General features: G+C 64.0%; 20 protein-coding genes and 1 tRNA gene. 14 read left to right on the top strand and 7 right to left on the bottom strand.

The window, feature by feature from the left end:
• Positions 1-83: 83 nt before the first annotated feature.
• From CWO91_RS10020 to CWO91_RS43695, 9 genes are all read left to right on the top strand, one after another.
• Positions 84-230 (top strand): AraC family transcriptional regulator, encoded by a 147-nt coding sequence (locus CWO91_RS10020; protein WP_130213318.1) that lies wholly within the window; start codon positions 84-86, stop codon positions 228-230.
• 133 nt (positions 231-363) lie between these two features.
• Positions 364-693 carry a hypothetical protein gene (locus CWO91_RS10015; protein ID WP_208753007.1) on the top strand — a complete coding sequence of 110 codons (330 nt, stop codon included), beginning with the start codon at positions 364-366 and terminating at the stop codon, positions 691-693.
• A gap of 124 nt (positions 694-817) precedes the next feature.
• Positions 818-2,026, top strand: coding sequence for an NAD(P)/FAD-dependent oxidoreductase (locus CWO91_RS10010; RefSeq protein ID WP_130213317.1), 1,209 nt, complete (start codon positions 818-820; stop codon positions 2,024-2,026).
• Between the two features lie 74 nt (positions 2,027-2,100).
• Positions 2,101-2,901, top strand: a complete 801-nt coding sequence (locus CWO91_RS10005) for an acetoacetate decarboxylase (protein WP_130213316.1) — start codon at positions 2,101-2,103, stop codon at positions 2,899-2,901.
• Positions 2,902-2,932: 31 nt separating this feature from the next.
• A complete protein-coding gene (locus CWO91_RS10000; protein WP_208753006.1) occupies positions 2,933-4,108 on the top strand; it encodes a DUF3734 domain-containing protein in 1,176 nt (391 codons plus the stop codon).
• Between the two features lie 45 nt (positions 4,109-4,153).
• Complete coding sequence (locus CWO91_RS09995; RefSeq protein WP_130213315.1) at positions 4,154-4,933, top strand: 3-hydroxybutyrate dehydrogenase; 780 nt, start codon at positions 4,154-4,156, stop codon at positions 4,931-4,933.
• Between the two features lie 66 nt (positions 4,934-4,999).
• Complete coding sequence (locus tag CWO91_RS09990; protein ID WP_130213333.1) at positions 5,000-6,007, top strand: HlyD family secretion protein; 1,008 nt, start codon at positions 5,000-5,002, stop codon at positions 6,005-6,007.
• Positions 6,004-7,794: a DHA2 family efflux MFS transporter permease subunit gene (locus CWO91_RS09985; protein ID WP_245471189.1), complete on the top strand. Its 1,791-nt coding sequence runs from the start codon at positions 6,004-6,006 to the stop codon at positions 7,792-7,794. Before CWO91_RS09990 ends, CWO91_RS09985 begins: the two co-directional genes overlap by 4 nt.
• Positions 7,795-8,289: 495 nt before the next feature.
• The gene (locus CWO91_RS43695; protein WP_208753005.1) at positions 8,290-8,649 is read left to right on the top strand and encodes a hypothetical protein; all 360 of its coding nucleotides are present in this window, start codon (positions 8,290-8,292) and stop codon (positions 8,647-8,649) included.
• A gap of 102 nt (positions 8,650-8,751) precedes the next feature.
• Here CWO91_RS43695 and CWO91_RS09975 read toward each other — a convergent pair.
• Positions 8,752-8,836, bottom strand: a tRNA-Leu gene (locus tag CWO91_RS09975).
• A gap of 153 nt (positions 8,837-8,989) precedes the next feature.
• On the opposite strand from CWO91_RS09975, the gene CWO91_RS09970 reads away from it, so the two are divergent.
• Entirely contained in the window at positions 8,990-9,529 is a 540-nt protein-coding gene (locus tag CWO91_RS09970; RefSeq protein ID WP_130213314.1) for a disulfide bond formation protein B, read from the top strand.
• Positions 9,530-9,651: 122 nt separating this feature from the next.
• Here the strand turns inward: CWO91_RS09970 and CWO91_RS09965 are convergent, their stop codons facing one another.
• Together CWO91_RS09965 and CWO91_RS09960 are read right to left on the bottom strand one after the other, a co-directional pair.
• Entirely contained in the window at positions 9,652-10,737 is a 1,086-nt protein-coding gene (locus tag CWO91_RS09965; protein ID WP_130213313.1) for an AbrB family transcriptional regulator, read from the bottom strand.
• A 96-nt stretch (positions 10,738-10,833) separates the two neighbouring features.
• A complete protein-coding gene (locus CWO91_RS09960) occupies positions 10,834-11,115 on the bottom strand; it encodes a PsiF family protein (RefSeq protein ID WP_130213312.1) in 282 nt (93 codons plus the stop codon).
• 201 nt (positions 11,116-11,316) lie between these two features.
• Between CWO91_RS09960 and CWO91_RS09955 the strand changes: the two genes are divergently transcribed.
• Positions 11,317-11,808 carry a hypothetical protein gene (locus CWO91_RS09955; RefSeq protein WP_130213311.1) on the top strand — a complete coding sequence of 164 codons (492 nt, stop codon included), beginning with the start codon at positions 11,317-11,319 and terminating at the stop codon, positions 11,806-11,808.
• Between the two features lie 46 nt (positions 11,809-11,854).
• On the opposite strand, the gene CWO91_RS09950 is transcribed toward CWO91_RS09955, so the two are convergent.
• Positions 11,855-12,403 (bottom strand): TetR/AcrR family transcriptional regulator, encoded by a 549-nt coding sequence (locus tag CWO91_RS09950; protein WP_130213310.1) that lies wholly within the window; start codon positions 12,401-12,403, stop codon positions 11,855-11,857.
• Positions 12,404-12,518: 115 nt separating this feature from the next.
• Between CWO91_RS09950 and CWO91_RS09945 the strand changes: the two genes are divergently transcribed.
• The 3 genes from CWO91_RS09945 to CWO91_RS09935 all read left to right on the top strand — a co-directional run bounded on the left by CWO91_RS09945 (position 12,519) and on the right by CWO91_RS09935 (position 14,182).
• Complete coding sequence (locus tag CWO91_RS09945; RefSeq protein ID WP_130213309.1) at positions 12,519-12,947, top strand: acyl-CoA thioesterase; 429 nt, start codon at positions 12,519-12,521, stop codon at positions 12,945-12,947.
• Positions 12,948-12,950: 3 nt separating this feature from the next.
• Positions 12,951-13,427, top strand: coding sequence for a PaaI family thioesterase (locus tag CWO91_RS09940; RefSeq protein WP_130213308.1), 477 nt, complete (start codon positions 12,951-12,953; stop codon positions 13,425-13,427).
• Positions 13,428-13,525: 98 nt separating this feature from the next.
• The gene (locus CWO91_RS09935; protein WP_130213307.1) at positions 13,526-14,182 is read left to right on the top strand and encodes a DsbA family protein; all 657 of its coding nucleotides are present in this window, start codon (positions 13,526-13,528) and stop codon (positions 14,180-14,182) included.
• 78 nt (positions 14,183-14,260) lie between these two features.
• Here CWO91_RS09935 and CWO91_RS09930 read toward each other — a convergent pair whose 3' ends face one another.
• The 3 genes from CWO91_RS09930 to CWO91_RS09920 all read right to left on the bottom strand — a co-directional run bounded on the left by CWO91_RS09930 (position 14,261) and on the right by CWO91_RS09920 (position 16,614).
• The gene (locus tag CWO91_RS09930) at positions 14,261-14,467 is read right to left on the bottom strand and encodes a hypothetical protein (protein ID WP_027573305.1); all 207 of its coding nucleotides are present in this window, start codon (positions 14,465-14,467) and stop codon (positions 14,261-14,263) included.
• 82 nt (positions 14,468-14,549) lie between these two features.
• Entirely contained in the window at positions 14,550-15,620 is a 1,071-nt protein-coding gene (locus CWO91_RS09925; RefSeq protein ID WP_130213306.1) for a phospholipase, read from the bottom strand.
• Between the two features lie 22 nt (positions 15,621-15,642).
• The gene (locus tag CWO91_RS09920) at positions 15,643-16,614 is read right to left on the bottom strand and encodes a S1C family serine protease (RefSeq protein ID WP_130213305.1); all 972 of its coding nucleotides are present in this window, start codon (positions 16,612-16,614) and stop codon (positions 15,643-15,645) included.
• Between the last annotated feature and the right edge of the window lie 244 nt (positions 16,615-16,858).

Here is a 16,858-nt window from a genome sequence, read left to right as displayed (position 1 = left end):
CTGAAACAGAGGGCGACGTTCGCCTGACCGCCCCGTCGCGTTTCCACTTCTGCCGTGCAAGGAAAGCACCGGGTTTTCACCTCATGGGGCTTTCACCTCATGCCTGGCTGCGCCAGCACCGGCTCGATGAGGCCACGACAATGCTGTGCGATCCCAACACGGTGGCGCCGGTTGCCGTTGCGCCTGGCTGCGCCTTCACGGCCTTCGGCGCTCAGACGATTGACCGGTGAAACGCCGAGCGATTGGCGAGGACGCCGCAGTAGCAGCAATCGCTCTGCAGGTACAGCAATCGCTCTGGCGCAGTTGCAGCTCCGGTCCGGTAGATCATGAGGGTGCCCACGCCCCCAACGGACGGAGACCGACATGATCTGGAAGAACTTCGTCAACCGGCTTGTAATCACATCACGACGGAAAGGCCTCGTGATGGCACTCGTGTACGGACTTTCGTTGGGTATTCGCTTCACTTCAGCGACGGGGGAGGAGGTGGAAATTCCGGCGCAGTCCGTGCAAGGAACCAATCCCGTAATTTCCATCATGGCCACGGCTGGCGCCCAGGTCCCCCATCAGGACGGGAGTCCGAACGCCGCTCAGCTCGTTGCCTTTCGCCGCGACTGGCGGCTGCCCTCCACGGGCTGCCGCGCGGCGTGTGAAGGCCCGGGGCCGACGTCGTTAATACCGAACTGCCCTCCGTAAGCATCCGAAGGTCTTCGTTTCACATATTCGGGTCGTCGTCGACTGCAGGGAGTGTGCCGCCAATGTGAAGCGGCCGCGGTGACGCGCCTAGCGCCGAGAAAATCAAACCAAGGGAATAGATCACATGCGAATAGTTATCATAGGCGCCGGTTTCGCCGGTATGTACGCCGCACTTTCTGCTGCCCGCCTGCGCGACATCCAGGGCGTTTCGCCCGAGGAGCTCGAGATCGCGCTGGTTGCGCCAGAGCCGACGCTGGTGATTCGCCCGCGGCTCTACGAACCGAAGCCTGAGACCCTGACCGCACCTCTTCACGACGTCCTCAAAGCCATCGACGTTGTCTACGTACGAGGCAGCGCCGAGACAATCGACGCCAAAGCCCGCACCGTGGACGTCGTCGCCGGCAAGGGCGCGCGAAAGACGCTCTCTTACGATCGGCTGGTCGTAGCTACCGGCAGCCGGCTATTCCGGCCGAACATTCCTGGCCTCGCCGAGCACGGTTTCAGCGTCGACAATCTCGACGATGCGATTGCTCTCGACCGGCACATTCACAGTCTGGCCGATCGGCCGGCAAGGAACGGGCGCGACACGGTCGTCGTTACCGGCGGCGGGTTCACGGGCATCGAGGCGGCGACGGAGATGCCCGCACGACTTCGTGCGATCCTTGGCAAGGATGCCAAGCCGCGCGTCATCATCGTCGATCGAAACAGTGCGATCGCGCCCGATATGGGCGAAGGTCCCCGGCCTGTCATTGAGAACGCACTGCGTAAGCTCGGCGTGGAGACTAGGCTCGGTACCGGCGTCGCGGCGCTCGACAAATCTGGCATCACGCTTTCCGACGGCGAACGCATCGAAGCCGAGACCGTGATCTGGGCAGCTGGCTTTCGCGCCGCCCCGCTGACCCAGCAGATCCCCGCCGAGCGCGACAATTTCGGCCGGCTGCTTGTCGACCGCGACTTACGCGTACCCTCGGTGCCCGGCGTCTTTGCCACCGGAGATGCCGCTCGCGCGGCATGCGATGATGTCGGCAACTATGCGCTGATGTCGTGCCAGCACGCCACGCGGATGGGCGCCTTTGCCGGCAACAATGCCGCCGCCGAGCTCCTGGGTGTCCCGACCAAGCCATATCACCAGAAGGCCTACGTCACCTGTCTCGACCTCGGAGAAGCCGGCGCGCTGTTCACGCGAGGCTGGGAGCGGAAAGTCGAGATGGTCGGCGACGTGGCAAAAAAGACCAAGCAGGAAATCAACACGGTGTGGATCTATCCACCGCGGGCCGAGCGTGCTGCTGCCCTGGCGTCGGCCAATCCAGAGCATGTCACTGACGTGCAGTGACTCACGCATATGGGCCGCGCTTCTCACCCAGGAGCGCGGCTCGCTCGCCATCGACCAACCTGGAGCTCACCACGATGAAACACGAGACCGTGCGCGCGACGGCGTTCGCCATGCCGCTGGCCAACCCGGCCTTTCCACCCGGCCCCTACCGCTTCGTCAACCGCGAATATTTCATCATCCAATACCGGACCGACCCCGAGGCGCTGCGACGGTTGGTGCCGGCACCGCTTGAGCTCACCGAGCCGGTCGTGAACTACGAGTTCATCCGCATGCCGGACTCAACCGGCTTCGGCGACTACACCGAGAGCGGTCAGGTCATTCCGGTGTCCTACCACGGCGAAGCCGGCAGCTTCACCCACCAGATGTTCCTCAACGATCATCCGCCCATTGCAGGCGGGCGTGAAATTTGGGGCTTTCCCAAGAAGCTGGCGCAGCCGAAGCTCGCCGTCGAGATCGACACCTTGGTCGGAACCTTGAACTACGGTTCGGTTCGCGTCGCCACCGGCACCATGGGGTATAAGCATCGCACGCTCGAGGCGGCTGCCGAAGCCAGGAAGCTCGCGGCCCCCAACTTCCTGCTCAAGATCATCCCCGACGTCGACGGCACGGCGCGCATCTGCGAACTGGTGCGCTACCACCTTGAAGACATCACCGTGAAAGGCGCCTGGACCGGTCCGGCTGCGCTGGATCTGTGTTCGCATGCGCTAGCTCCCGTCGCCGAGCTACCAGTGCTTCAGGTCCTGTCGGCCAAGCACATCGTCGCCGACCTCACCCTCGGGCTTGGCACCGTGGTCCACGATTATCTGGCCCCGGGCGAGACGGTACGGCGCCACGGGGCGCGGTCCGGAATCCTGGCCGAGACGAATGCGGGTTGATCGAGGTCATTCAAAATATCGGAGTTTCAAAATGTTGAACGTGATGCGCGAGCAATCCAGTTCTGTTACGCCGCAGGCCAAGCCGCTGCCATACGATGTCGTCGCCCTGGTGCTGCAGGGTGGCGGAGCGCTGGGGGCCTATCAGGCCGGTGTCTACGAGGGCCTGCACGAGGCCGGTATCCGGCCGAACTTGCTGGCCGGCATTTCGATCGGCGCACTCAATGCCGCCATCATCGCCGGCTCGCCGGAAGCCGAACGCGTGGCACGGCTGCGCGAGTTCTGGGAGACCATCTGTGCCCGTTCGATCGAGTGGCCCGCCGGCGAAGGGTTGGCCAATGCCTTGCCCTTTGCGTTCGACATCAAGTCGGTGCGCAACGCGATGGCGGCGACGAGGGCCCTGGTCCAGGGTCAGCCCGGCTTCTTCAAGCCGCGCTTCCCGTCGCCGCTCTGGTCACCGTTCTCGGGCGATGCCGCAACCAGCTTCTACGACACGGCACCATTGCACCAAACGCTCGAGCGGCTCGTCGACTTCGATCGGTTGAACTCGAGTGAAGTGCGCGTCAGCGTCGGCGCGGTCAACGTTCGCACCGGCAACCTGACCTATTTCGACACCGCCGAACGCCGGCTGGGGCCGAAGCATTTTATGGCGTCCGGCGCGCTGCCGCCTGGATTCCCCGCCGTCGAAATTGAGGGCGAGCACTACTGGGATGGCGGCGTGGTGTCCAATACGCCTCTTTCCCGGGTGTTGTCCGGCGAGCCGTGTGACACGCTGACATTCCAGATCGATCTCTGGTCGGCCAGGGGCCGCGTTCCCTACGACATGATGGAAGTGTCGAGCCGGCAGAAGGACATCCAGTATTCGAGCCGCACACGCGCCGTCACGGACCAGGCGCTGCGGATGCAGAAGATGCGCCAGGCGTTGCAGCGGACAATTGCGAAGCTGCCGGAAAGCGCCAAGGACGATCCTGAAATCCGCGCGATCGCGGAGATGGCCCGCCATCGCTCCTACAACATCGTCCACTTGATCTATCAGACCAAACTCCACGAGGGTCATTCCAGGGACTACGAATTCGGACTGAGCGCGATGCGCGCACATTGGCAGAGCGGGTTGGACGACATCCGCCGCACATTGGCCGATCCAAGCCGTCTGGACCCGCCGTCACCGGAACTTGGCATCATCACCCATGACGTTCATCGCCGCGATTGAGCTCCCGGCAGATTTTCATCTCTCAAAGCATCGAAAGGAATTCTCATGAGGGGCAAGGTAGCGATCGTCACCGGATCGACCAGCGGTATTGGGCTGGGGATCGCCAGAGAACTGGCAAGGCTCGGCGCCGATCTGGTGTTGAACGGCTTCGGCGATGCCGGCGAGATCGAGGCGATTCGCAAGGGCATCGAACGCGACCACGGCATGCGTGCCGTCTACGACGGCGCCGACATGTCGAAGGGAGACGCCGTGCGCGGATTGATTGCCTCGACGGTCGAGAAATTCGGACGCCTCGACATCCTGGTGAACAATGCTGGCATCCAGTTCACGGCGCCGGTGGAAGAATTCCCCGCGACCAAGTGGGACGCAATCCTCGGCATCAATCTGTCAGCCGCGTTCCATGGCATTGCGGCAGCGGTGCCGCAGATGAAAAAGCAACGCTGGGGGCGGATCGTCAACATCGCCTCCGCGCACGGCCTTGTCGCTTCAACCCACAAGGCCGCCTATGTCGCGGCCAAGCACGGGCTGGTCGGTCTGACCAAGGTGGTTGGCCTCGAGACCGCCGGAAGCGGCGTGACCTGCAATGCGGTTTGTCCCGGCTGGGTGCGAACGCCGCTGGTCGAAAAGCAGATCAGCGACATCGCGGCGCAACGCGGCATCACTCAAAAGGAAGCCGCCGAAGAGCTCCTGTCCGAGAAGCAGCCGTCTCTGGATTTTGCCTCTCCGGAGCAGCTTGGAGGCACAGTCGCGTTCCTGTGCTCCGCCGCGGCAGACCAGATTACGGGCACCGCAATCTCCGTAGATGGCGGCTGGACTGCCCGGTGACCGCGAGTGAATGGGCATAAGCGTTAATTGCAGGAGAGTGTCGTGGCGCATCTCAACAAGAATAAGATGGTCGGCTTGGTGCTATGCCTCGGCGCCGTCGCGATCGTGGCCGGGGGCTGGGTTTATGCACGTTCAAACGAGACGTTCACCGATAACGCCTACATCCGCGGGGACGTGACCTCGCTCGCCCCAAAGGTTGCGGGCTACGTCATCGCCGTCGAGGTCGAGGACAACCAGACCGTCCGGGCGGGTGACATCCTGTTCCGGATCGACGATCGGGACTACCGTGCACGGCTTGCGCAAGCAGTGGCCAATGTCGAGGCTGCGCAAGCTCGCCTCATCAATGTCGACGCTGAGACCCGACTTCAGCATGCCCTGGTCCGGCAGGCCGAAGCCCAGAGGCGTTCGACCGTGGCCGAGATGAATCTGGCGACCAAGGCCTCCGATCGCCGCCGTGAACTTATCCGCACCAGCGCTGTCAGCCAGGCCCAGGTCGATGAAAGCGATGCGGCGCTATCGAGAGCCGAGGCGGGCGTATCCGCGGCGTCGGCAACGGTGGAGGCCCAGCAGCAACGCATCGCCGTCCTTGCCAGTCAGCGCGAGGCGGCTGTTGCCGCCGTGGCGCAAGCACAGGCCGCACGCGATCTCGCCCAAATCGATCTCGACCACACCGTCGTGCGCGCGCCGGTCAGCGGCGTTATCGGCAATCGTCAGGTCCGTATTGGCCGGCTTGTGGCGCCGGGCGCCTCCCTGCTTGACATCGTTCCGGTCAACGATGTCTGGGTCGTGGCGAATTTCAAGGAAACACAGATCGAACATATCCAGCACGGTCAGCGTGTCCACATCACGATCGACGGCTACCCGAACCAGACGCTTGAAGGCGTGGTGGACAGCTTTGCGCCAGGCAGCGGGTCTGCCTTCAGCCTTCTTCCCACCGACAATGCGACAGGGAACTTCATTCGCGTGGTTCAGCGCGTCCCGGTGAAGATCCGGTTTGCCAGCAATCCATTGGCCGGCCGTCTCGTGCCCGGTCTGTCCGCGCGTGTCGAGATCAATCTGGGAAGCGGCTCATGACCGCGACGATCGCCGCCACGCCGAGCCGCGACAGTGCTGCGACAGGAACCCTTCTCGTCGCAGGCATCGTACTTGCCACACTAACGGAAGCGATCGCCGGCACTGTCCTGTCGCTCGGGCGCAACGATATCATCGGGGACACCTATGCAACGCCTGATGAGTTCGCCTGGCTGGACGTCGGATACACCGCCCTGAAGCTAATCGGCTTCATGGTCGCCCCTTGGCTGATGACGCGTGTCAATCCGCGCAGCTTGATCATCGGTTCAACGCTTGTGATGGGCACGGCATGCGCCATCGCTGCCATCACGGCTCGGTTGGACTTGCTGGTCGCGCTCCGCATTGTACAAGGCTTCTCCGGCGGCACCTTGCTTGTCGCGGGCCAGGCCACCATTTTCCTCGCCTATCCGCGATCCCACCAGCCGATCCTTCAGGCTCTGTTTGCGATGGGGTCGGTCGTCGCTCCCGCGACGATCGCCCCGGCTCTCCAGGGATGGTTGGTCGACAGCCAGTCCTGGACATGGATTTTCTTCAGCGTCGTTCCGGTGGCCCTAACCGCAGCCGGACTCCTGTTGATCGCGGACGGCCCGAGGCCCGGTACGGCCGCGCGCCGTCCGTTTGACTGGATCGGCCTCTCGCTGATCTCGGTCACACTTTTCTGCTTCACCTATGTCCTCAGCCAGGGCAGTCGGTGGCTCTGGCTCGAAGAGCCTCGCATCCTATGGCTGACGTTGATCGGCGCAGCCACCCTGCTGGCATTTCTCGGGCAACAAGTGATGGCCAAAGGCAGAGGCCTTCTCGATTTTACCTTGTTCAAATCGGAGGATTTTTGTTTCGCCTTCATCGTCAGTTTTGTCGCCGGCGCCGCATTGTTCGGGAGCGCGTTCCTGATTCCGTCGTTTGCCGTGTCCGTCCTCGCGTTCAGGCCTACCGACGCCGGCCAGCTTTTGCTGCCAAGCGGCGCACTTTTCGTCTGCTCGCTCCTGATAGCCGCCTTCCTCATGCAGGTGCGCCGCGCACCTCCGGTCGCCACAGTGCCGTTTGGAATACTGCTGATCATGGTTGCGATGTGGATGTTGTCCGGCTCGACCAGCGAAAGCGGCGCGGACGACATGATGGCAGCCATCCTGTTGCGCGGCTTGGGCCTCGGTTTCCTGTTTCTGTCGATCACGCTGATCGCTTTCAGCAACCTCGACAACCGCAACCGTGCGTCCGGCATAGGTCTTTTCAATACAGGTCGCCAGCTTGGTGGCCTCATGGGAGTCGCCGGATTGCAGACCCTGATCGACCATAACGTCACCGCCAATGTCGCGGTGCTCGGCGCCAGCGTCACCACTGGCGTTCCCGCGGTTATCGAGCGGCTGACGACGACGACAGCCTTGCTCGCTGCAAGAGGAATGGACGGGGCTGCCGCCAGCCGGGCTGCCACGAGCCTGCTGGGCCGGGTCGTCACAGGACAATCCACCGTGATCGCCTTCGACACGGCGTTCAATGCAGTCGCCCTGCTTTTTGTAATCGCCGCACCTGTGCTGGTCACGATCAAGATCGGATTGGCTCGATACGCGAAAATGCACGATGCGAGATATCATCAGCTGAGGAGCCGTAACATGAGACATCCCATGCCGAACTCCGCTCGATCGAACAATGCTGAATTGAGGCCAGATACCCGAGATCCTGCTGGCGATCAGGAAAGCGTCGCTTCACAGCGGGGTGATCGTCAAGGGGAAGCACTGAAGGCGCTGTTGGTTCCGAAACAACCACCGTCGCCGCCGGTGGCGGAGATGGCTTAGTCGGCCGCTGCGTCCAGGTCGAGGCAACATGGCGCTGAGGCTTGGGGCGCAGCGGGCGCACGAGAGAAGCGGATGTTGCGAGCCCCCGCAACCACCGATTCTTACGATCGGCGCAGGCGACCGTAAGGGCCGCCTTTCGCGTTTTGGAAACTATTTCGCAGAGATCGGCCTCCAGGATTTGAACCTAGGAGGGGGCCGGGCTCCGCGCTTCCGCGATCCAGCGAACCTCCGCCGCAGGACCAAGCACTCACGCCACCATCACTAAGGACAAACAGCGGTTCGTCGTGTCGGTGGTTGCGTATGTTTCCCTCCCTAGGCACCAACACTCCCACCGATATTCGGGTGCGCTCAGCTCAACGTTCGGACCGCAGTGCATCGACGACTGTCACATGAGCTTGCCATCGATCGAACCGGGCAGGATCACCCACGCCTGAAGACAGTGACTCATGCCCGCGTGTCGCGCTTGATCGGCTTCACCTTCTTGGGATCGAGCCAGTGGTCGATCCGATCAGCCCAATGCTGAATCAGCTTTGTGCGCGAGCCGATCAGCGCGAGCGGTCCGTGCTTCTTGTAGAGCCTTTCCACAGTCGAATTATCGAGATGCGCAAGCTGCAACTCGACGACATCGCCATCCCACGCCTTGGCGTCTTTGATCTCTTCGCGGTGAGACAGGGTCGAGAAGGTGGTTCGGAATCTGTGGGCACAATGATCAGTCTTGGTGTCAATGCCAAGCAGCCGCAAGCGCTTGTTGATCGTGTTGTTTGGCTCAATTCTTTCGTTCGGAATAGCGGAAGTTCGCCGAAAAACATTTGTTCTCCCGATACCAACAAAAATGCCAACAACACGGACAGCTGAAGCGGATTTTTACCCGTGTTTTCAACGGGCCGCGACAATTCTACTGAAAATATGGAAGTGAACCAGCGGCGTAAGTTATTGTTATCATTGGAATTTTCAGCTTGGTGCCCCTGGCCGGAATCGAACCAGCACTCCTTGCGGAACTCGATTTTGAGTCGAGCGCGTCTACCAGTTCCGCCACAGGGGCCTTCGGTCGGCCCAAGGGACGTCGCGAAGCGGGCGGACTATAGCCATGGACAGGACGGGGTCAACCCGCGCCAAAGTGATCCCCGCCGTTCTCGACAGCCGCATGGGCCGGAGTTAGAGGCTTAGACGCGCGACCCATCGGAGAGAGGCTGCCGTGACGACCCGGAGTGCTGCCATACCAGCGTTCAAGCCGGCCAGCGCCGGTCCCGCGCTGACCGCCTCACTGCTCGTCACGCTGATCGCCGCCGCCACGATCGCGGGGGCCTGGTTCTTCCAGCTCGTGCTTGAGATTGTGCCCTGTCCGCTCTGCCTGGAGCAGCGCTACGCCTATTATCTCGCGATCCCGCTCGGTGCCCTCACGGCGCTTGCGGCCAGGAGCGGCGCGCCGCGGCCGCTGCTGCTCGCTGCGTTGGCGATCCTCGCGCTGGCGACGCTCGCCAATGCCGGTCTCGGCACCTATCACTCCGGCGTCGAATGGGGATTTTGGCAGGGGCCGACCGACTGCTCCGGTCCCGTGGTCAATCTCGGCAACGCCGGCGACCTTTTCTCGCGGCTCGACACCGTGAAGGTGGTCCGCTGCGACGAGGTGCAGTGGCGCTTCCTCGGCCTCTCGCTTGCCGGCTACAACGTGCTGATCTCGCTCTTGATGGCAGCGATCGCCGCATGGGGATTTGTGCGGACGGCGAAGCGCTAGGTAGCTGCCGTAGGGTGGGCAAAGGCGCGCTCTTCGCGCGCCGTGCCCACCATTCATCGACGCTCACACCAGTCGCTGGTGGGCACGCTGCGCTTTGCCCACCCTACGAGAGCTGCGCCGCGTCAATCATCCACATCATCTTGCGTGCGCCCGAACAGGTGCACGATGCCGGGTGTCGCGATCGTCACGAAGACGAAGCGCGACAGGTGATGGGCGCCGACGAAGATCGGGTCGATGTGCAGCGTCAGGGCCAGCGCCAGCATCGCGTCCATCGCGCCCGGTGCGAAGGCGACGACGACATCGGAGAACTTCACCGGCGTGGTGAGCGCGACGATGCCGACGAAGAGGGCGGAGACGGCGATGGCCACCGTAAACGATCCGAGTGCCGCGTTGATATGGCCGGCGAGCGTCTTGATCCGCATCCGCGCGAAGCGGCTGCCGATCAGGGCGCCGATGCCGACCAGGGCCACGCCGCGCACCCAGTCCGGCAGGCCGCCCTCGACCCAGCCGGCGCCATGCAACACGCTGGAGGCAATCATCGCACCGAACATCCAGCTCGCCGGAAATTTGATCAGCCGCAGGAGCAGCGCCGCAGCGAGCGAGGCCGCGGCCAGCACCAGGAGGCCGAGCGGCGAGGCGATCGTCGTCGTCAGCGACGGGGCGGCGGAGGGCGCCACGCCCGTGATCGCCAGCACCATCGGCAGTGCCGCGGTGAGGATGATGACGCGCATGGTCTGCACCACCGCGATGCCCGGCAGGTCGGCGCCGCGCTCGACCGCCAGGATCGTGATCTGCGATAGCGCGCCGGGACTGCCGGCGAGGAAGGCCGAGGTGCGGTCCCAGCCATGGACGCGCTGCAGGTAATAGCTCGATCCGAAGGTCGAGCAGAAGGTCGCGAGCGCAAGCAGGCCGATGGTGACGGGATAGGCGCTGACCTGCTGGATCAGATGGCGCGAGACCACCGAGCCCAGCGAAATGCCGAGCAGCACCAGCACGGTCTGGGTCAGGATCGGCGGCAGCGCCAGCTGGCGGCCGGCGATTGCGGCGATCCCGACCGCGATCATCGCGCCCGAAATCAGCCCGCCGGGAAGGCCGGCGAGTAGAAACACGAGGCCACCGGCGGTGCCGATGACAAGCGTCTCCATCGTGCTCAAGACGTTGGCACGGCTCGGCCACTCGAACGGCAGGGAGGCGACGATTTGTTTCACGCCACCTTATCGCAAATCAGCGAGAGACGCACAATTGCAGGCTCGTCATGCCGCAATGCGCATGCCTCTCGCTGCTCGCGGAGGATCGGGGCGGACTTACTTCTTGTCGGCGGCAGGGGCGGCGGGCGCGGCGGTGCCGGCCTTCGCTTCCTTCATGCACTCGCGGCGAAATTTCTTGCGCTCCTTGCCCTTCAATCCCTTGGCGTCCGCCTGCTTGGAGCATTCGAGCGATTCCGCCGAGCGCTCCTTCGGCGCCTTCTTGTCGGCGGTGGCAGCAGTGTCGGTTTTGGCGGCCGGCGCGGCGGCCTGGGCGAAGGCAGTGCCGGTGGCGAGCAGGGAGACGAGAGCGAGGGCGGCGAGGCGGGAGGTGAAGGTCATGTGTTGCACTCTTCTTGGGAAAATTGCGAAGGTTTGGGAACGTCGGCTCGCCTTGCTGAACGCGACATGAATGAGTTGAGCGACGGGATCACTATATTTTGCCGGCGCAACTCATCGCATCCTTGTCGCAAGCGACCGACACGCTAGGATAGCAATCCTCGTTTCGCTTCCCTCGAGGAAGACCAAGGAGGAGACCCAGGGATGACCATTCAGACAAAATTGTTGTGTGCGATTGCAGCGTCAGGTGTCGCGGCATTGGTGGCGAGCGCGCCGGCGCAGGCACTGACCGCGCAGGAGTGCAGCGCAAAATATCAGGCGGCCAAGAAGGACGGCTCGCTCGGCACCATGAAGTGGAATGACTTCCGCAAGGCCCAGTGTGGTGCAGACGCAACGCCTGCCGCGGCGCCCACGGCGGCTGCTCCGGCTGCGCCCGCCGCTCCTGCCGAGCCGAAGCAGGCGAAGAAGGAGGCCGCGCCCGCCGCCGCGCCGGCGCTGCCGACTGGACCCGCGATCTATCCGAACGCGGTCGATCCGAAATACGCCAAGGAGACCCCCGGCAAGGCGCGGCTCCACACCTGCGTCGATCAGTACAATGCCAACAAGGCCACCAACGGCAATGGCGGCTTGAAGTGGATCCAGAAGGGCGGCGGCTATTACAGCGAATGCACCAAGAAGCTGAAGGGCGCTGCCTGAGCTTCGAATTGATGCACCGGCCGGAGCAACGCTCCGGCCGTCTTGTCTAGTCCAACAGCTTCTCGGCCGATTTCGCCACGAGCTGCGACCGCTTGCGCGGGCTGCGCTCGACGAACAACAGGCTCTGGCCGAAGATGAAGCAGTAGAACAGGAAGGCCTGCGCCTCCGCCTCCTCGGCCGCAAGGCCGGTCGCGCGATAGAGCTGGGCGACGTGCTTGAGCCGCGCCGCGTCCACGCTCGCTACTGCCGCCGCCGCGGCCTCATCCGAGCGGGCCCATTGCCGGATCGCGAGCTCGATCGCCATGGCTGCCGGATTGAGCCGCTCGGAATAGAGCTGGATCACCGCCTTCAGTCGCTCGCGGGGCTGTTGTCCGTCGAGACTCGTCTGCTGCGCGATCGCCGCGATACGTCCCTCGCGCCAGCGCTCAAGAATGGCTTCGAGCAGTGCGGCCCGGTCGGCGAAGCGGCGATAGAAGCCGCCCTTGGTGACGCCGAGATTCTTGGCGAGCACCTCCACCCGCACGCCCTCGACCCCCGAGCGGGCGAGCTCGGTAAATCCTGCCTCGACCCAGACATCGCCCTTGCCGTCGCTCATGAAGGTAGCCTCGCCGGATTCTTGATACGGTGCCGTATTGCTAGCGCGACGGAGCTCTGATACGCTACCGTATCAATCCGCAAAGGCGGAAGAAAAGGACAGGGAGCGACTTGCGATGGAGCAGGAGGCGACCTATCGCGGCACGGTCTATCCGTGGCAATGCGACCACGTCGGCCACATGAACATCATGTGGTATGTCGGCAAATTCGACGAGGCCAACTGGAATCTGTTCGCCCGGCTCGGACTGACGCCGAGCTATCTGCGCAGCTCCGGCCGCGGCATGGCCGCGGTGCAGCAGAACATCGCCTACAAGCGCGAGCTGCTCGCCGGCGACATCATCGAGATCCGCAGCCATCTGCTTGAAGTTCGCGAAAAGACGGTCCGCTTCCGGCACGACATGGCGAATGCCGAGACGTGCGAACTCGCGGCGACCTGCGAGATCACCGGCGTGCACATGGACCGCCAGTTGCGGAAGTCCGTAGCGTTCGCCGATGCCATCCGAGAGATCGCCGTGAAGTACCTTTCCGTGCGGGCGGAGGCGTGAATCATGGTCGCATTCGAGCCGAAAAACCCGGATTACCGCGCGGCGGCCACGGCGATGTTCGCGGCCCAGCCGACAATGCACACGCTCGGCATCTCGATTGTCCAGCTCGCCCCGGGCGAGGTGGAGCTGGCGATGCCGCATTCGGCTGCCTTCACGCAGCAGAATGGTTTTGTCCATGCCGGTATCATCACCGCAGGCCTCGACAATGCCTGCGGCGTCGCCGCCTTCACCCTGATGCCGCGTGACGCGGACATCCTCACCGTCGAGTTCAAGACCACGCTGCTCGCACCTGCTAGGGGCGAACGTTTTGTCTTCAAGGCCGAGGTGGTCAAACCCGGCCGCACGCTCACCTTTTGCGAGGCCAGGGCCTTTGCCGAGCATGAGGGCAAGGCGACGCTGATCGCTTCCATGACCGGCACGCTGATGGCGGTGCTGCCGCGCGCTGCGGCTCCGCCAGCGCCGGCCGCGATCCGCGCATAGCATGGCGATGACATCGCGCCCGCGACGCTCTATATCAGCCGTAACAATTCCCGGTCCCGAATCGTATTTGCGGCGATGGGACCGAAACGGGACGAGCTATGGCAGGATCTGGGAATAAGGGCCTTGTGACGACGCGGCGCGCGGCGTTGACGTTGATAGGGGCGGGCGCCTTGGCGGCGGGCGGGACCACTTTCGGGCGCGCCGCCGCCGCCGACGAGGTGCTGACCGAAACCAAGGTGCTGCGCGATCCCGACACGCCGGTTGCCGGCAATCCCGACGGCAACATCACCATCGTCGAATGGTCCGACTACAATTGTCCCTATTGCCGCAAGCTCGAGCCTGAGCTGCGCCAGGTCGTCCAGGACGACGGCAAGGTGCGGCTGGTGATGAAGGATTGGCCGATCCTCGGGCCGGTCTCGGTCACGGCGGCGCGGACCGCGCTCGCCGCCAAATTCCAGGGCAAGTACCATCAGGCCCACGACGCCATGATGGGCGTCAGCTCGCGCCTGACCGAGCCGCGCATCAATGAGCTTCTTGCTGGCGCCGGCGTCGACATGGACCGGCTGAAGCGCGATCTCGCCGACCATGCAAAAGACATCGACGCCATCCTCAAGCGCAACAATGAGCAGGCCGAAGCCTTTGGCTTCCGCGGCACGCCATCCTTCATCGTCGGCAAGTACCGCGTACCGGGCGTGCTGAGCATGAACGAGTTCGAGCAGGTCATTGCCGACGCACGCAAGGCCAAGATGAACTGAGCCGAGCGATAGTCAGCACGCAACACAAAGGCGCCGCCGCGGAGTTCGCGACGGCGCCTTGGTCATGATGCGGCCTCGTTACTTCGACGAGATCCGGACCCAGTCCTTGTGCGCGCGGTCGCGCAGCGCGTCCCAATCGGCTTTGGCGACATCCCAGTTCACGATGGTGCGATTGGTGATCGCGACCTCGCCATTGGCGACCGACGACGTCTGCATGGAATCATAGACGTAAACGCCGCCCGCGAGCAGCAGCGCGCCCAGGATCATTCCAAAAAAAGTCTGCATAGCGAACCTCCGGTGACCGGCGATAACGTCGGCCCGGAGCGATGGTTCCCGCGGCAGTACGGCACAGATAAGGACGGATCGTTCATGTCCCATTCAGCCATTCCAGCAGCTCCGCGTTGATTTCGCGCGGATAGGTGTGACTGAGGTCGTCGATCTCCCGATAGGTGACGTCGGCGCCAGCGGCAGAGAGCGCCGCCTGCGTCTGCCGCGCGGTCTGCACCGGAAACATCCAGTCGAGCTTGCCGTGCGTGATGAAGACCGGCAGGCGCTGGACGCGCGCGGCGTCCGCCATCTCCGCCATCAGCGGATGGAAGGTCGCCGACACCGGCGCAAGATGCGTGAAGGGTGAGGCGCCGTCGAGGCCGGTGACGTAGCAGAAGGTGCCGCCGTCGCTCATGCCGGTCAGCAGCATCCGCGAGGTATCAACCTTCCACCGGCTGCGCACGGTCCCGAGGATGCGCATGAGGTTCGGCGTGTCGCCATCGTCGCCCATCAGCGCCCAGGTCGGGCCGGTTGCGGTCGGCGCCACCAGGATTGCGCCAAGGCTGCGCGCATCGCGCAACCAGCCCCACAGGAAACCGCGCCCGTTGCCGCTGCCGCCATGCAGCGCCATCACCAGCGGCATGGCGCGATCGGGCGTGTAATATTCGGGCACATAGACCGAGAAGCCGCCGCGGCTGCCGGGCTCGTTGTGATCATGGAAGATGCCGGTATTTTCGCTCGCGCCGACTTCGAGCCGCGACGACAGATCGGCATCTTCGCGATTGGCAGCGTTGAGAAAGAAGCTGCTCACCGGCGGAAACTGGAGCGCCAGCGGATAGAGCGCCTCCTGTGCGCGCGGCAGGTGGCGTAGCGCGCGAAACACGGCGACGAGGTCGCCATTGCCGCGCTCGACCTCGCGAATGCCGGCAAAGGCGGCGAGTGTCTCGTCGCAGGCGCGATCGAGCCGACCGCGTAGGTCGGTGAACCGCTCAGGCCAGTCGCCGATCGCCGCCCGCGCCGCTTGCAGCGCCTCGTCAGGCGCGCCGATCGCGTTCATCACCGACGCGAAGGCCGGCGGGTGCAGATGCCGCTGGAAGAAGCCGAGAGCCTCCAGCGCATTGAGCAGTGGCGGCAGCACGGCCACGATGTCGTCCACGACGGCCTCGGTCATCCCCGCTTCCTCAGGCCTTGCGTCAGTGCAGCTTCGGCGCCTTCAGGAGCTTGAAGCGATCGGTCGAGGTCACCGTGACGTCGAAGGTGACGCCTTCGTGATGCACGGTCAGCGGCACGTCGACGCCGGCGGCGCCGAGCGCCCACATCTTCTTGTAGAAGCCGGTCTGGCTCGTGACCTTGTCACCGTCCACGGCGAGGATGACATCGCCGGTCTTGAGCTCGGCGCGCGCGGCCGGACCGTTGGCGGATATCCCGATCACCACCACGCGGTTGTCGATCTCGGTCGAGAAGAGCCCGAGCCACGGTCGCGCCGGCTTGTTGACGCGGCCGAACTTGCGCAGGTCGTCGAGGATCGGCTTCAAGAGGTCGATCGGCACGATCATGTTGACATGCTCGGCCTTGCCGTCGCGTTCGCGCTCAAGTTGGAGCGAGCCGATGCCGATCAACTCGCCGCGTTCGTTGAGAAGCGCGGTGCCGCCCCAGTTCGGATGTGCGGGATAGGTAAAGATCGCCTCATCCAGCAGATATTCCCAATAGCCGGCGAATTCCTGCTTGGCCACGATCTGGCTCGCAACCGAGCGCGTGCGGCCGCCGGCGCCGCCGACCACGACGCGGTCGCCGATCCGCGTCTCCGCCGAGGTGCCGAGCGGCAGAGGTTCGACGTCGAGCTGGCCGAGCGCCTGTACCAAGCCGAAGCCGGTGACGGAATCGAAACCGAGCGCATGCCCTTCGACCACACGCCCGTCGGCGAGGTGCAGCCATACGGATTCCGCCTCGGTGATGAGGTAGCCGATGGTGAGCACCAGCCCGTCGTCGATCACGACGCCGTTGCCGGCGCGCTCGGTGCCCAGCGTCTCGGCGCTGAAGGCGTCCGGCGGGATGATGGCGTGCAGGCCGACGACGGAGCCGAGCGCGCGGTCGAGATCGAAGCGGTAATCGCTCGCACGCGGCTGATTGGCCGGCGGCACTCTCCATTCGGTCAGGGTGGACATGGAGTTCTCCTGGCTGAGAGCATCGCTCCGCCGTGGCCGGCGGAACGACGCGCGAAGCACGCATAATTTAGGCTGGAGGACGCCGTCTTGAAAGCCTCGTTCCCAACTATTCCAGAGAACGCCGCGTGAAATCTTCGAAAGGCTTAGCGACGGTTCATGCACAGACGGCAGGCGGCCCCTCGATCCGGCAGCCCCCGCATGGCTGGTGTCTGGCGAGGTGCTAGGCGCCGTGCAACGAAGCTGC

The sequence above is a fragment of the Bradyrhizobium genosp. SA-3 genome (assembly GCF_004212635.1).
Lineage (GTDB): Bacteria > Pseudomonadota > Alphaproteobacteria > Rhizobiales > Xanthobacteraceae > Bradyrhizobium.
This window is presented reverse-complemented; position numbering and strand designations above follow the sequence as displayed.